Here is a 15,026-nt window from a genome sequence, read left to right as displayed (position 1 = left end):
ACCGGCCGCGCCGGGGACCGCTACCCGGTCAGGCGGGCCGGGCGGGACCGTACAGGCCGACCAGGCCGGGCACGGCGGCGCGGCCGAGTTCGCCGCCGGTGACCGGATCCTGCCAGCTCACCGCGGCCCGCTGGCCCAGGTAGAGGTGAGAGCCGTCCGGGCTGAGCACGACACCGGTGATCGGGTCGGCTGTCGCCCGCTCGGCGGTGACGGCGAGACCCGCCAGGTCCACGGCCCGTACGGCGGTGCCGGCGCCGACGAACAGCCGCTCGGCGGAGGCCGCCGCGTACGCCGGACCGGCCCCGGTGGCGAGGGCGGCGACGCGGCGTACGGTCAGTTCCTCGGTGGAGATCTCGGCGACGGCGCCGGAACCGACGTCGGCGACGTAGAGCCGGCCGCCGTCCGGCGTGATCGCCATGGTGTGGCCGTCGGCGGCGCCCTCCCCGAACGGGTGCGGCAGGTCCACGCAGTACGCCCACCGCTGCTCCAGGTGCAGCGTGTGCACGAAGGCGTGCACGTCGCTGCCCGGCCGGCCGCTGATCCGGTCCCGGGTGTGCTGGTGGTCGGGCTGGTGGGTGTAGAGCGTGTAGAGCACGGTGCGGTTCGGGGACAGCACCGCCTGCCGTCCGTCGCCGCGCATCTCCTCCTCCCCGCCCTCCGGCACCGGTGTCTTGGCGCGGGTGAGCAGCGGCCCGGCTACCCCGGTGGCGAGGTCGACCAGGCGTACCCGGTAGCGGTCCGGCGCGGCCGGCGGCAGCCATTCCAGCACGAACAGCCCGGCCAGGTCGTGGGTGAACGCCTCCGGCACGACGTTGCCCGGCAACCGCAGCCGTTGCCGCACCCCACCGGCGTCGGCGATCAACACCAGCGTCTCGTCGCGGCCGGCGGGACGGTCCCCGGTGGCGCTGAGACGTTCGGTGGTCAGCGCCAGCCGGGTGCCGTCGGTGGAGGCGGTCTGCGGCACCCACCGGCCCGGCAGCCGTACCCGCTCGGAGGCGGCGCCCCGGCCGGCGTCGACGCGCCACAGGTCGGTGTCGGCACCGGCGGCGGCGACCGTCCACACCAGCCGCCCGTCGGCGGTGGCCACCCCGGCGCCGATCGGTTGTCGGTCGGTGCCCCGCAACACGGTCAGGCCACCGTCGAGGGCGACGAGCAGTGGGTCGGGCAGCGGGTCGGCGGCCGCCGGTACCGCCGAGGTCGGCTCGCAACCGGCCAGGGTCGCGGCTCCGACCCCGGCCAGCGCGGTCAGCAGGGTACGCCGCGAGATCGTCGTGTTCGCCATCATGACCCGGTGACACCTCCGGGGCGTCCCGGGTTCCCACTCGGCGCGATGGAACCCACGCGGCGCGGGCGGTGTCAGTAGGGGTGATTCCACCGGAGGTAGCCCTGGACGACGAGCAGTTCGTCACCCGCGCGCAGGCAGGTGACCTGGAGGCGTACGAGTCCCTGGTCACGCGGCACACCGCGGCCGCGCACCGGACCGCGGTGCTGCTCGGCGCGGGCTCCGATGCCGAGGACGTCATCCAGGAGGCGTTCGTGAAGGGGTACCGCAAGCTCGACCGTTACCGTGGCGAGTCGTCGTTCCGTTCCTGGCTGCTGGCGATCGTGGCGAACGAGACGCGCAACCTGCACCGCACCCGGGAACGGCGCAACGGTCTGGTGCTGCGCGCGGCACGGGTGGCGTCGGGCGCGGAGATCGTCGAGGACGACGCCGTCGGCGCGGTCCTCGCCGGGGAGCGCCGGGCCGCTCTCGTGCGGGCCCTGCGGTCGCTGCCGTCCCGGGACCGGGAGGTGATCGTCTGCCGGTTCCTGCTGGACCTCAGCGAGGACGAGACGGTCACCATGCTGGGCTGGCCGCGGGGCACCGTGAAGTCGCGTACCTCGCGGGCGCTTGTGAAACTGCGCGGCCTGCTCGCCGTCGAGGAGGTCAGCCGTGGATGACCTGGAGCGGGAGCTACGCGACCTGTCCGGCTGGCTGGAGACCCCCCAGCCGCCGGACGTTACGACCCGGGTCCGTGCCCGGCTGGCCGCCGCACCACCTGCCCGCCGCGTCGCGGTCCGACGACGCTGGCGGTACGCGCTGGCGGCGGCGCTGGCCGCGCTGCTGGTGGCGGTGCTGCCGCCGGGACGGGCCGCGCTCGCCGACGCGATGGCGGGACTGCTGCGCTTCGCCGGCATCACCATCAGCACCTCCCCTGCCCGGACACCGCCGACCGGCGTCCCGTCTCCGCCGCCGGGGCAGCGCACCGCTACCCTGGACGAGGCGCGCCGGCTGGTGCGCTTCCCGATCCGGACGCCGACCGTGCTGGGTCCACCCGAGCAGGTACTGCTGGCCGACCCGGACGACACCGGCGGGCACCGGGTGGCGAGTCTGTTCTACCGGGCCGGCGCCCTGCGTCTGGACACCTTCGACGGCCGTCTCGATCCGGTCTTCTTCAAGCAGGCCGGCGGGTCGGACGCCGAGTGGACGCAGGTGGGTGCGGCTGAGGCGATCTGGGTCGGTGGCCCGCACCCGGTCTCCTACACCGACCGCCACGGGATCGTCCGCCAGGAGAGCGCCCGCCTCGCGGCGGCGACCCTGATCTGGGAGGACGCCGGGGTGACGTATCGGTTGGAGGGCGAGCTGACGATGGCCGAGGCGGTCACCATCGCCACCACCCTGGCGTGACGCCGCAGTGCCGGTTTTCCGCGTTTCGTCACGGTCATGCGATGTCGATGACGCCTCGGTCGAATTGTTGGTGTAAGCGTGATCAACCAGCGCCGCCCGATGTTGCCCCGGCTCCTCCGCACACCGTGGTCCGGTATCGCCTTCGTAACGGGCCCACAACGATTCCTTCCGGGCGAGCCGGATGACGGCGTCCGGACACCTACCGGGATTTTTCCGGGACCAGTATGCGAGCGACCAGGTCGCCGGAGTGGCTCGGCGGAGCTCCCTGCCCAGCTACCGGACGATTCGGACGCCATTACCGGCCAGTGCTTGTTAGCGCAAACACCCTGTCACGCAGAGCCACGTAGGTAGCCGCCCTGCTACTGCCGCCGATAAGCCCGGCTGACCAGCGACGTCTTCACCCCCGGCACTAGGTCACGGAAGTTTCGGAAACGTGTCTTGTTTTTTTCGGACAAGTCTGCGACCGTTTTGGCCGTCGGTGGCCTGGGTCACTCCGAGGTTGATCGCGATGTGACCGCGAGCCGAGCCCGGACCAGCGCCTGTCGACAGGGAGACAACCCTCCGGCGCCGCCATGGTGCACGTCCTGGCCGGCGGCTCGTTCAGGGATGTTTCAGGTGGGCGGACTTGGCAGAGAGGAAGATTGATGAGGGCGAGAAAACTACTGGCTGTGTCGGTAGCCCTGGCAACGGGCGTCCTGGCGACGGCGGCCTGCGGCGGCGACGATTCGGATGGCCGCAACAGCGATGGCTCGGTAACGATGAGCTTCTGGCACAACGCCAGCACCGGGCCGGGTAAGGCGTTCTGGGAGAAGACGGTCGCGGACTTCCAGGCCGCCAACCAGAACGTGAAGATCGAGATCCAGTCGATCCAGAACGAGGACCTGGACGGCAAGCTCCAGACCGCCCTCAACTCCGGCGACGCCCCCGACGTGTTCATGCAGCGCGGCGGCGGCAAGATGGCCGCGATGGTCAAGGCCGGCCAGCTGATGGACCTCACGGACTCGATCACCGACGACACCAAGAAGGTGATCTCCGAGGGGTCGTTCACGGCGCAGACGATCGAGGGCAAGGTCTACGCCATGCCGGTGGCGGTCCTGCCCGGTGGCTTCTTCTACAGCAAGGACCTGTTCACCAAGGCGGGCATCACCCAGCCCCCGGCCACCCTCGCCGAGCTTCAGGATGCTGTGACCAAGCTGAAGGCCGCGGACGTGCAGCCGATCGCCCTCGGTGCGAAGGACGCCTGGCCGGCCGCCTTCTACTACTACTTCTTCGCGCTGCGTGAGTGCAGCTCGGAGACGATCACCCAGGCCGGTCAGACGATGACCTTCGACGACCCCTGCTGGCTCAAGGCCGGTCAGGACGTGCAGAACTTCGCCGCGTCCGAGCCGTTCAACAACGGCTTCCTGACCACCTCCGCCCAGCAGGGTGCCGGCAGCTCCGCCGGTCTGCTTGCCAACAAGAAGGCGGCGATGGAGCTGATGGGCGCCTGGAACCCGGGCGTCATCGCCTCCCTGACCCCGGACCAGAAGCCGCTGCCCGACCTGGGTTGGTTCCCCTTCCCCAGCATCGAGGGCGGTGCCGGTCAGCCCGGTGCGATCCTCGGTGGTGTCGACGGTTACTCCTGCTCGGCCCAGGCCCCGAAGGCCGAGTGCACCGCCTTCCTGAACTACATCGCGAAGACCGACGTTCAGAAGGCCTACTACGAGGCGTTCAACGCGCCGCCGGTCAACAGCGAGGCGCAGGCCGCGGTCACCGAGCCGCACCTGCAGTCCATCCTCGCCGCCTACAACCAGGCGCCGTTCGTCTCCCAGTGGCTCGACACGGTCTACGGGCAGAACGTGGGCAACGCCCTGAACACCGCCGTGGTGAACATGCTGGCCGGCAAGGGAGACCCGCAGGGCATCGTCGACGCGGTCAAGGCCGCCGCCAAGAGGGCGCAGTAGTCCAAACGCCATGTCTGAAAAGCAACACGAGAGCGTACGGCTCGCGCTGGACCCGTCACCGGGTCTGACGAAGGTCGGGGGTGACACGCCGGTCGTGTCGCCCCCGGCCCGGCGCCGCCGACCCAAGGGCATCGGCTGGCCAGCCCGGCTGGAAATCGCGCTGATGACGGGGCCGACACTTATCGTCTTCCTGTCGTTCGTCATCCTGCCCGTGGCCATGGCCGCCTACTACGGCTTCTTCAGCTGGCAGGGTTACGGGCCCGCCGAGGACTTCGTCGGCTTCCGCAACTACCTGCTGATCTTCGAAGATGGCACCTTCATCGACGCCCTGCGCCACAACGGCATCATCGTGGTGCTGTCGCTGCTGCTCCAGGGGCCGGCCGCCATCCTGCTCGCCCTGCTGCTGAACCGGCAGATGCGGGGACAGACGATCATCCGGGTGCTGGTCTTCATCCCGTACGTGATCGCCGAGGTGGTCGTCGGCACCGGCTGGAGCCTGATGCTGCACGGGGAGGGCGTGGTCAACGCCGTCCTCGAGAAGATCGGGCTCGGCTGGCTGCAGGCCGACTGGCTGTCCGATCCGAAGATTGCCATCTGGACGCTGATGGGCATCCTCACCTGGAAGTACATCGGTTTCGCCGTCATCCTCTTCCTCGCCGGGCTGCAGGGCATCCCGGAGGAGCTGACGGAGGCTGCGGCGATCGACGGAGCCTCGTACTGGCAGATCCAACGACGCATCACACTGCCGCTGCTCGGGCCGACGATCCGCATCTGGGCCTTCCTGTCGATGATCGGTGCCCTGCAACTGTTCGACCTGGTCTACATCATCTGGGGCCAGTACGTGGCGGCGACGGCGGGGACGTCCACGATGGCCACCTACATGGTGGCCAACGGGCGGAACGCGGGAGAGTACGGGTACGGCAACGCGGTCGCCGTGGTCCTGTTCTTCGTCTCGCTCTTCGCGGCCCTGCTCTACCAGCGGTTCGTCCTGCGCCGGGACACCGAGGGCGCGATCACCGGAGGGAGGCGCTGATGGCCGTGACCGCCGTAGCTGGGCGCCGGGCACCGCGCAGGTCGTCCCGGTCCAGAAAGCCGATGAGCTGGACCGACCCGTCGGTGTACTTCGTCGCGCTGCTGCTCATCGCGACGATGCTGGCCCCGGTCATCTACATCATCCTGGGCGGCTTCCGCACCAACGCGGAGATCACCACCGACCCCGCCGGACTGCCCAGCACCTGGCAGACCCAGAACTACCTCGATGTGCTGACCGGCGGCACCTTCTGGCAGCAGGTCTTCAACTCCACCATCGTGGCGCTGGCCACCACGGCGGGAGTGGTCACCCTCGGCCTGATGACCAGCTTCATCATCGCGCGCTACCGGTTCTGGGGGCGGGGGGCGATGTACGCACTGTTCGCCGCCGGTCTGATGTTCCCGCTGACCGTGGCGATCACCCCGCTGTACATCCTGGTCAAGAACCTCGGGCTGATGAACACGCTGCCAGGGGTGATCCTGCCCCAGATCGGGTTCGGCATCCCGCTGACCATCATCATCCTGGTGCCGTTCGTACGGGCGATCCCCGACGAGATCCAGGAGGCCGCGTCGATCGACGGTTGCAGCCGACTGGGCTTCTTCTGGCGGATGGTGCTACCGCTGGCCATGCCGGGCGTCATCACCGTGGCCATCCTGACCTTCATCCAGAGCTGGAACGGGTACCTGCTGCCGCTGTTCATCCTGAACCGGGAGGAGACCTTCACGCTGCCCCTCGGCGTGCAGGCCTTCGCCTCGGAGTACTCGGTCGACACGGCCAAGGTCCTGGCGTTCACCTCGCTGTCGATGATCCCGGCACTGGTGTTCTTCAGCCTGTTCCAGCGCCGGATCGTCGGGGGACTGACCGGAGCCGTGAAGGGCTGATTCGTCAGCGGACACGGCCGAAACGCCTCGGCGCGCCCGGCTCGCTCCGGTCCAGACTCAGGTCTGACCGGGGCGAGCCGGGCGCGCCGGTGCGTCAGGCGTTAGCGCCACCGCGTGCGGCGGGTGCTACATCCGGCCTTGCAGGATCGTGCCCATCCGCAACGCGACCTCCTTGCGCCGGTCCGACTCGCCGATGTTGGCCTTGACGCCACAGAAGTCACCGTTGCCGCACGGAAACCACAGCTCGCCATGGATGTCGTCGTAGACGGCGCCGTCGGCGGATCCGCTCACCGGCTCCCCGATCTCGGCCACCGCCTCGTACTCGTCCTTGGACAGCACCGACGCGTGGATCGCCTCTCCGCCGGAGGTCGCCGTCCACACGCAACCGCCGAGCTGGTAGTCATGCTGGCCACCGTCGTGCGCCCCGATCACGCCCGCGACCTCGTCGGTCGTGAGGCGTTCGCACTCCTCGCCCTTCGGCTCGGTCAGCGACCCGGCGGCATCGTCCGGAGCCGCCACGCTCCCCGCCGCGCCCGGAGTCTCCCCCGGCGTCGACAAGCCTGAGCCGGCATCGCTCCCGCACGCCACGAGCATGGCGAGCGTCCCACCGACGACCGCAGCCCGGGCCAGCCTTCTGAGGATCTCCATGGGTCATCCCTCCGCCGCGGCACCGCTTGCCGCCGATGACCAACTCCAGCACGACCAGCCGAAACTTGAATCGGTAGATACCCCCGGCTTTGCCGGCGGCGCGGTCAGGTGACGGGTGGGACGGCCAGCATGGCCAGGGGCACATGCGGAGCGCCCGCATCGCCGCCGCGCCGATCACGCGCCGGCGAGCAGCGCGTCGAGGGGTCGGGGCACGGTGTCCCGGGCGACGGCGGCCTCGACGAGCAGGCGGGCGTAGCGCAGGTTGCGGCGCGAACTGCTGCGCAGGAACCGCCACAGCTGCGCGTCGGGATCCCGGCCACGCCAGGCGGGCTGGCTTTGGAACCCACGGAACAGCCGCAGGTCGCCCTGGGCCTCGAAGAGGGCTTCGACCCCCGCGCTGCCGACGGCTCGGATCAGCTCGTCCTCAAGGTCGTCGACGCAGACCTGGAACCCGAGCTGCGCCATCTCGGCTCGACTGCGAGGCGCACCGACACCCGCCTCGGTCAGCCCACGCCGGAAGATCTCCTCTTCGCGCAGGTCGCACAGGCCGGCGAGCCGCAACCCGACGCCGGGCGGGCCGAGCCTGGTCAGGAAGCGGCCGATCGCGTGGGCACCGCCGATCGGCACGATGACGATCCGCTCTGCGGCGAGGTCGCGACCACGACCGACAGCCAGCGTCTCCAGGGCGATCTGGTCGCTGATGCCCTCGACGAGGATCACGGCCACGGCGGACTCGGCCTGCGCCAGAGCGCGGGCGGTGGCCTGCATCGAGGCGGCGTTGCCGCCCAACGGCCCGTCCAGACCGATCCGGGCCGGCTCGCGACGCGAGGTGACATCCATGCTGGGCCTCCCCGTCCGATCGGCGGCGGAGCCCCGCAACGGGCGACAAAGACAAAAGGCAGAGAGCCACCTCCCTGCCACTCCTAACGTATAGCGCACCGGGGGGCTTGTGGCAAGACCCGGGTTCTGCCGCAGAATCGTCGGCCGGACGAGGAAATGGGGGCACACCGTGCGGGAGCTGTCGACGTACGAGACAACCGGGCAGTACGTGGTGGACCTGCGCGACATCGATGGAACGCAGCTCGGAGTCGTCGGCGGTAAGGCTGCCCACCTGGGGGTGTTGACACGGATCGACGGCCTCCGGATGCCGGCCGGCTGCTGCGTGACCACGGCCGCGTTCCGACGGGCCATGGCGCAGGTACCGTCGATCGACGATCGACTCGATCAGCTGGCGCGGCTGGACCCGGACGACCGGGAGGCGATCCGGGCACGCAGCGCCGAGATCCGGCACGCCATCGAGGGGATCCGCGTGCCGGATGATCTGACAGCGGCGATCACCGGCGCCGTCGAAGCACTCGACGGCCGGGCCGCGTACGCCGTCCGGTCCAGCGCCACCGCCGAGGACCTGCCGACGGCCTCCTTCGCCGGCCAGCACGACACGTATCTGAACGTGCTGGGTCCGACCGCCGTCGTCGAGCATGTCCGCCGGTGCTGGGCCTCGCTGTTCAGCGAGCGGGCCGTGACCTACCGCCAGCGCAACGGCGTCGACCACCGTACGGTCCGGATGGCTGTGGTCGTGCAGCAGATGGTCTTCCCGGACGTGGCCGGCATCCTGTTCACGGCCGACCCGGTCACCGGCAACCGGAAGGTCTCCTCCGTGGACGCCAGCTTCGGTCTCGGCGAGGCCCTGGTCTCCGGTCTGGTGAACCCGGACGTGTACACGGTGCGCGACGACGAGATCGTCGGTCGGGTCATCGCCACCAAGCGGCGGGCCGTCCACGCCCTACCCGCCGGAGGTACCCGGGAACAGGCGCTCGACCCGCAGCGGCAGAACCAGCCGGCGCTGACGGACAACCAGGTCGTACGACTCGTGCAGCTCGGCCGACGGATCGAGGCACACTTCGGCCGCCCCCAGGACATCGAGTGGTGCCTGGCCGGCGACGCCTTCCAGATCGTGCAGAGCCGGCCCATCACGACACTGTTCCCGGTCCCGAGGGCCGGCGACCGGGACAACCACGTCTACGTGTCGGTCGGCCACCAGCAGATGATGACCGACGCGATGAAGCCGCTGGGACTGTCGATGTGGCAGTTGACGGCCATGGCACCGATGCAGGCGGCCGGCGGAAGGCTGTTCGTCGACGTCACCCAGCGCCTGGCGTCGCCCGCGACCCGCGCCGCCCTGCTGGAGATCATGGGTAAGGGCGATCCGCTGGTCAGGGATGCACTGGAGACCGTCCTCGACCGCGCCGATTTCATCCCGACGCGCCCGGACGCGGCGGTCGGTGGGGCACGGGCCGCCGGGGCGGCAGCCGGCCCAGCGGCCACCCCGATCGACACGGACCCGGCCTTCCTCGCCGGGCTGGTCGAGCGCAGCCAAGCCTCCATCGCCGCCCTGCGGCGCGACATCCGAACGAAGACCGGCACGGCACTTTTCGACTTCCTGACGACCGCGTTCGCGGAGCACAAGCGAGTCCTCAGTGACCCGCTGAGCATGCAAGCGATCATGGCGGGCATGGAGGCCACCTGGTGGCTCAACGACCAGTTGTGGGAGTGGCTCGGCGAGAAGAACGCGGCTGACACGCTGACCCTGTCCGCTCCTGGCAACGTGACGTCGGAGATGGGCCTGGCCCTGCTGGACGTCGCCGATGTGATCCGCCCGCATCCCGAGGTGGTGGCGTTCCTGCACAGCGTCGAGGACGAGAGCTTCCTGGACGAGTTGCCGAAGCTTCCCGGCGGCACCGAGGCGCGGCACGCCATCGAGGCCTATCTCGACCGGTACGGCATGCGCTGCGTCGGCGAGATCGACATCACCAGGCCACGGTGGCGCGAACGTCCCACCACGCTGCTGCCGGTGCTGCTGGAACACGTCAGGAACGCCGAGCCGGGTGCCGCCGCGCGGCGTTTCGAGCACGGACGGCAGGCCGCGGAGCAGAAGGCGCAGGAGGTGCTGTCCCGGCTGCGGGCCCTACCGGACGGGGAGCGCAAGGCCACCGAGACCAAGCGGATGATCGACCGGGTCCGGACCTTCACCGGCTACCGGGAGTACCCGAAGTACGACATCATCAGCCGCTACTTCCTCTACAAGCAGGCCCTGCTGGCCGAGGCCGAGCGCCTCGCGCGGGCACGGGTGATCGGGGAGAAGGAGGACGTCTTCTTCCTCACCTTCCAGGAGTTCCACCACGCCGTACGCACCAACCAGGTCGACGACCGACTCGTCCGTCGACGCCGGGCGGAGTTCCGGTCGTACGAGGCACTCCGGCCGCCCCGGGTGCTCACCTCGGACGGCGAGACCGTCAACGGGGCGTACCGACGCGACGACGTGCCGGCCGGCGCCCTGGTGGGCCTGCCGGTCTCCACCGGGGCCGTGGAGGGACGCGCCCGAGTCATCCTGGACCTCGCCCACGCCGACCTCGAACCGGGCGACATCCTCGTCACCGCCCACACCGACCCCAGTTGGACGCCCCTGTTCGTCGCGGTCGCCGGCCTGGTGACGGAGATCGGCGGACAGATGACCCACGGAGCGGTGATCGCCCGGGAGTACGGCCTCCCGGCCGTCGTCGGGGTGGCAGACGCCACCCGGCTGATCCCCGACGGGCAGCGGATCCGCGTGCACGCCACCGACGGCTACGTGGAGATCCTGCCCGGATAGACGCGCTCGCGTAGGGATGGCAGGCTCACCTGGTGGTCAAGTTCCCTGACGTGGCAGCGGACGAACGCAGCACCCTGGAACAGTTCCTCGACTTCCATCGCCAATGTGTCCTCGACACGTTGGACGGACTCGGTCATGACGACGCGGCGGCCAGGCTGCTGCCGGCAACCCAGCTGACCATCGGCGGCATCGTCAAGCACCTGGCGCGCGTGGAAGATCTCTGGTTCCAGGAGAAGCTTCTCGGCGCCCCGGTGCCCGAGCCCTGGGCGTCGGCGCCGCTGGACGCCGACCCGGACTGGGACTTCCACTCCGCCGGCGAGGACTCCCCCGCCGACCTGTGTGCGTTGTACGCGGCTGTGTGCCAGCGGAGCCGCCGCGCCGCCGCCGGTTTCGCGGATCTCAGCGACCACGCCGCCAAACCGTCGTTCGGCGGCGGTCCGGTGAGTCTCCGGTGGATCTTCGTGCACATGATTGAGGAGACCGCCCAGCACCGCGGGCACCTGGATCTCCTTCGAGACGCCCTCACCCGGCGGACCGATTGACCGGCTGCCGCACAGCTACCCGCTCAGGCCGAGGGCGTGCGCGGTGAAGAGGGCGGCCCGCCAGCCCCACCCCGGGATGACGACGTAGATCGCGTCAGCCGCCGGGCCGGGCAGTGCTGATCGTCGTGAGGTCGCGCAGGGCGAAGCGCAGGTGCTCCCACTCCTCGCCGAGGATCACGTGCAGGCAGTGCAGGACCGACACCTCGGTCTCGGCTGACCACGGGTTCCGTCGAGGCTCGGCGAGCAGTTCCGGGGTGACGGTGGCGAGGAACTGGCGGACCATGGCCTGCCGCTCGGCACGCAGGTCGAGTACCTCGGCCAGGGTCGGTTGCTCCGTGGCGAAGATCGACGTGTCGAAGCCGTCCGTCGCGTACTCGACGTGCGGCTGCCCGAGCGGATGAAAGGGCTGCGGCAGGCGCAGCACCGCCTTGCCGAGCCAGGCGTCGGCGGCGAACGCAAGGTGGCGCAGGGTCTGTGTGAAGGACCACTCGCCGTCGACCGAGGCGTCGACGGCGTCGGCCGGCATCGAGGACGCGCGGTCGACCGCGGTCGCCCAGGCCCGTTCGAGCGCCGCCCACGCCGCCCGCAGACCCTCCGGATCCCCGGCCTGCCTCAGCTCCCGCCCCGGGAACCGTCGGTTGAGCTCGGCCTCGACGAACGGCACGACGTCGACCCCGTTGACCAGTAGCGACCCCTCCGCCAGCCAGGGTGCGTCGATATCGAGCCCCCGCACCTCGACGCCGCGCATCACCGCCCCGGCCAACGTCGAGCTGATGAACCGTGCCCCCTGTAGGTCCCGGTCGACGAACTCGGCCTTCTGCTCCTGGACCATCCGGACTCCTCCCGTCAACGAATCGCGGCGACAGTAGCGCGGAGGTGCGACGTCGCTGATCCGCGTAGCCGCGTAGCCGCCCTGCCTTGCCCGTCGATGGGTGAACCCCTAGCCTTGATTCGCGGACGTCAATGGATCACCACCCGCGGCGTCGCGATGGTGTGGCCGCCCGCGTTCCCGCTGGCCCTACCGCCGGGTGGTAGCAGCGACGGGGGCATCCTTCATGCGACGACCGACGACGTGGACGATCCGGCTGGCCACCGCCCTGGTCGCAGCGGGAAGCCTGGTGGCCTCGACAGCTGTGGGCAGCAGCGCGCACCGGCCCGCCACCGCGCCCACCGCCGTGGTCGACTGGAGCGTCGAGCGGCAGCGGGTCGACGGCTTCGGCGGCTCCTTCGCGTTCCACAAGGCCGGCGGCATCAAGCGGCTCGGCGAGCCACTCACCTCCCAGATGCTTGACATGATCTTCGACGACCGGGCCGGGATCGGCCTGGACATCGTGCGGGTGATGGTCGGCGACGGCGGCGTGTGGGGCGACCAGCTCTACGACGGCCCGACGCAGACGATCGCCCCCGCGCCGGGCACCTTCGTGTGGGACCGGCCCGACTGGGCACAGCGCAAGGCCGACTTCGACGCGTACCAGGTCTGGTTGATGCGGCAGGCGCAGGCGCGCGGCGTCGAGACGATCCTCGCCAGCGTGTGGAGCCCACCGGCGTGGATGAAACAGAACAACAGCGTGACCTCGTCCGGCCCCTCCGGCCCGCCGAACAAACTGCGACCCGAGATGTACCAGGCGTTCGCGGACTACCTCGCGGAGTACGTGCTCGGCTACGAGCGCGAGTTCGGAATCAGGATCACGCACATCTCACCGACCAACGAACCCGACATCTCCACCGGGTACTCCAGCTGCCAGTGGACCGCCGAGGAACTACGCGTCCTGGTACGCGACCACCTCGGTCCCACGTTCGAACGGCGGGGCGTGACCGCGAAGATCGTGCTTGGCGAGGGCGTCGGCTTCCACGAGGGGTACGCGCTGCCCACGATCACCGACCCGGCGGCCAACCGGCACGTCGACGTCGTCGCGGCGCACGGCTACGCCGGGCTGATCGACGACGCCACCCGGGCCGCGCCCACCGCGTTCACCACGTCACACGCGCTGGGCAAGACCATCTGGCAGACGGAGTACATGAACCAGGGCGCGCCGCGCGACCGGTTGTTCGTCAACAACACCATCAGCGACGGCCTGCGCTACGCGACCCTCATCGGCAACCTGTTTGACGAGACCCGGCTGGGCGCGTACTTCTGGTGGTGGCCGGTGGCGAACAACGGCGCGGACGGCTCGGACCTGATCCGCCTGGTCAACACCGGCACCCCGCAGAGCGGCAACCCGACCGAGAACGGCCAGTACCGCGTCTTCAAGCGCTACTACACGTTCGGCCAGTACAGCCGCTTCCTCGACCCCGGCGATGTGATGATCGACGCCACCAGCACCCCGTCGCCCGGGGTCACGCTCACCGCGTACAAGGACGAGGCCACGCACGACTTCACCATCGTCGTGGTCAACAACAACCCCGAGGACGTCCCGCTGACCGTCGACCTCACCGGCGGCTTCCCGCTGCCGCCGGAGACCAGGCGGGACTGCAAGCGAGGCGGGTGGACCGACTTCGTCAACCCGACCTTCCGGAGCCAGGGCGAGTGCGTCTCCCACGTCGCCGCCGGCAAGGGTCCACGTCCGTCGGTGGTGCCGTACCGCACGTCGGCCAACGAGAACATGAAGAAGCTGGCCGACATCCGCACCCACGGCGGGTCCTTCAGCACGCACCTCCGTGGCCGCAGCGTGACCACCTTCGTACCGAAGTGGTCCGAGCTGCCCGCACTCCCCGACCGCAAGGACGTCTTCTCCACCTACCTGGCCGAGGAGAACGACGGGCGGTCCGCCGGGCTGAGGGTGGTCACGACGCCCGAGCACGGCAAGGTCATCACGGGCGTACGCGACGGCAGCCACCTCCGCTGGGCGAACGTCAACTTCGCGGACGGCTCGGCGGCCGGCTTCGCCGACCAGAAGGGCCAGCTGCGCCTGCACGCCACCGTGGCCCCGAAGGCGGGCGGCGTCATCGAGGCACGAATCGACAGCCCCGACGGCCCACTGGTCGGCTCGATGACCGTACCGCCGGGGTCCGGCACCGACTGGGTGACCGCGACGACCTGGATCGACACCAGCCCCCAGGCGGCGAACGGCTTCCACGACCTCTACCTGGTGTTCACCGGCGGCGCCGGCACCCTCTTCACCGTGGACCGCGCCGAGTTCAGCGACTGACCGGCGTCACTGCGTCACTGCGCCACTCCGCCACCGAACTCACCGCACCACCCGCGCCACCGACGACCACCCCGCCGACCGCCACCGTGAGCAACATCGGCCCGACCAGGAACTCACCTACTCCGAAGCTTTGCTCTGCTTCAACCGACGCAACGGTCACGCTTCGTGTCGCCTACCGGCCGAACAGCGGATCACCGTCGATGCGCCGCCGCTGGTCAGCGGCTATTGCGTGGGTTGAAGCAGAGCAAAGCTTGGCGGGTGCATATCGGCGGGGAGGTCAGGGGTGACACGCTGGGTGAGGATTACTCAGCGCATCAATCGGATGACTTTCGCAGACCGCGTACCAGGGGCTTGCTTGCCGGCCGGGCGATGGCTCTGGTGGCCGCGCTGGTTCCGATCTTCGGCGTGGCCCCCGCCCAGGCCGCGCCGGTCCGGCTCTCCCAGGGCCGGCGGCGGCCCGGCCGGCTGCTCCGGCCCGGCCGGGGCCGCGCCGTCGCCTCGGTCCGGCCGGGCCCG

At 70.1% G+C, this 15,026-nt stretch carries 12 protein-coding genes; 8 read left to right on the top strand and 4 right to left on the bottom strand.

Annotated elements, in window-relative coordinates:
• Positions 1-28: 28 nt before the first annotated feature.
• Positions 29-1,285: a YncE family protein gene (locus tag ACFY2A_RS19145; RefSeq protein ID WP_387173200.1), complete on the bottom strand. Its 1,257-nt coding sequence runs from the start codon at positions 1,283-1,285 to the stop codon at positions 29-31.
• Between the two features lie 80 nt (positions 1,286-1,365).
• On the opposite strand from ACFY2A_RS19145, the gene ACFY2A_RS19140 reads away from it, so the two are divergent.
• From ACFY2A_RS19140 to ACFY2A_RS19120, 5 genes are all read left to right on the top strand, one after another.
• Positions 1,366-1,941 (top strand): RNA polymerase sigma factor, encoded by a 576-nt coding sequence (locus ACFY2A_RS19140; RefSeq protein ID WP_387173198.1) that lies wholly within the window; start codon positions 1,366-1,368, stop codon positions 1,939-1,941.
• On the top strand, positions 1,934-2,668 hold the full coding sequence (locus ACFY2A_RS19135; protein WP_363925058.1) for a hypothetical protein: 735 nt from the start codon (positions 1,934-1,936) through the stop codon (positions 2,666-2,668). The genes ACFY2A_RS19140 and ACFY2A_RS19135 overlap by 8 nt, the downstream gene beginning before the upstream one ends.
• Positions 2,669-3,426: 758 nt before the next feature.
• Positions 3,427-4,611 carry an extracellular solute-binding protein gene (locus ACFY2A_RS19130; protein ID WP_387173196.1) on the top strand — a complete coding sequence of 395 codons (1,185 nt, stop codon included), beginning with the start codon at positions 3,427-3,429 and terminating at the stop codon, positions 4,609-4,611.
• A 10-nt stretch (positions 4,612-4,621) separates the two neighbouring features.
• On the top strand, positions 4,622-5,644 hold the full coding sequence (locus ACFY2A_RS19125) for a carbohydrate ABC transporter permease (protein ID WP_387173194.1): 1,023 nt from the start codon (positions 4,622-4,624) through the stop codon (positions 5,642-5,644).
• Positions 5,645-5,706: 62 nt separating this feature from the next.
• Positions 5,707-6,522, top strand: coding sequence for a carbohydrate ABC transporter permease (locus ACFY2A_RS19120; RefSeq protein ID WP_363925055.1), 816 nt, complete (start codon positions 5,707-5,709; stop codon positions 6,520-6,522).
• Between the two features lie 126 nt (positions 6,523-6,648).
• Here ACFY2A_RS19120 and ACFY2A_RS19115 read toward each other — a convergent pair whose 3' ends face one another.
• A complete protein-coding gene (locus ACFY2A_RS19115) occupies positions 6,649-7,170 on the bottom strand; it encodes a hypothetical protein (RefSeq protein WP_387173191.1) in 522 nt (173 codons plus the stop codon).
• 174 nt (positions 7,171-7,344) lie between these two features.
• Entirely contained in the window at positions 7,345-8,010 is a 666-nt protein-coding gene (locus ACFY2A_RS19110) for a TOPRIM nucleotidyl transferase/hydrolase domain-containing protein (RefSeq protein WP_387173189.1), read from the bottom strand.
• A 169-nt stretch (positions 8,011-8,179) separates the two neighbouring features.
• Here ACFY2A_RS19110 and rph point away from each other — a divergent pair, with 169 nt between their 5' ends.
• Together rph and ACFY2A_RS19100 are read left to right on the top strand one after the other, a co-directional pair.
• Positions 8,180-10,819, top strand: coding sequence for a rifamycin-inactivating phosphotransferase (gene rph, locus ACFY2A_RS19105; RefSeq protein ID WP_387173187.1), 2,640 nt, complete (start codon positions 8,180-8,182; stop codon positions 10,817-10,819).
• Between the two features lie 32 nt (positions 10,820-10,851).
• Positions 10,852-11,361, top strand: a complete 510-nt coding sequence (locus tag ACFY2A_RS19100; protein WP_387173185.1) for a DinB family protein — start codon at positions 10,852-10,854, stop codon at positions 11,359-11,361.
• Between the two features lie 94 nt (positions 11,362-11,455).
• Here the strand turns inward: ACFY2A_RS19100 and ACFY2A_RS19095 are convergent, their stop codons facing one another.
• Complete coding sequence (locus ACFY2A_RS19095) at positions 11,456-12,193, bottom strand: DinB family protein (RefSeq protein WP_387173183.1); 738 nt, start codon at positions 12,191-12,193, stop codon at positions 11,456-11,458.
• Positions 12,194-12,416: 223 nt separating this feature from the next.
• Between ACFY2A_RS19095 and ACFY2A_RS19090 the strand changes: the two genes are divergently transcribed.
• Entirely contained in the window at positions 12,417-14,510 is a 2,094-nt protein-coding gene (locus ACFY2A_RS19090; RefSeq protein ID WP_387173181.1) for a glycoside hydrolase, read from the top strand.
• Positions 14,511-15,026: the final 516 nt, after the last annotated feature.

This window comes from Micromonospora sp. NPDC000442, assembly GCF_042898635.1.
GTDB lineage: Bacteria > Actinomycetota > Actinomycetes > Mycobacteriales > Micromonosporaceae > Micromonospora.
Note: the sequence above shows the minus strand (reverse complement) of the source record. Positions and strands in the feature narration are given on the sequence as shown.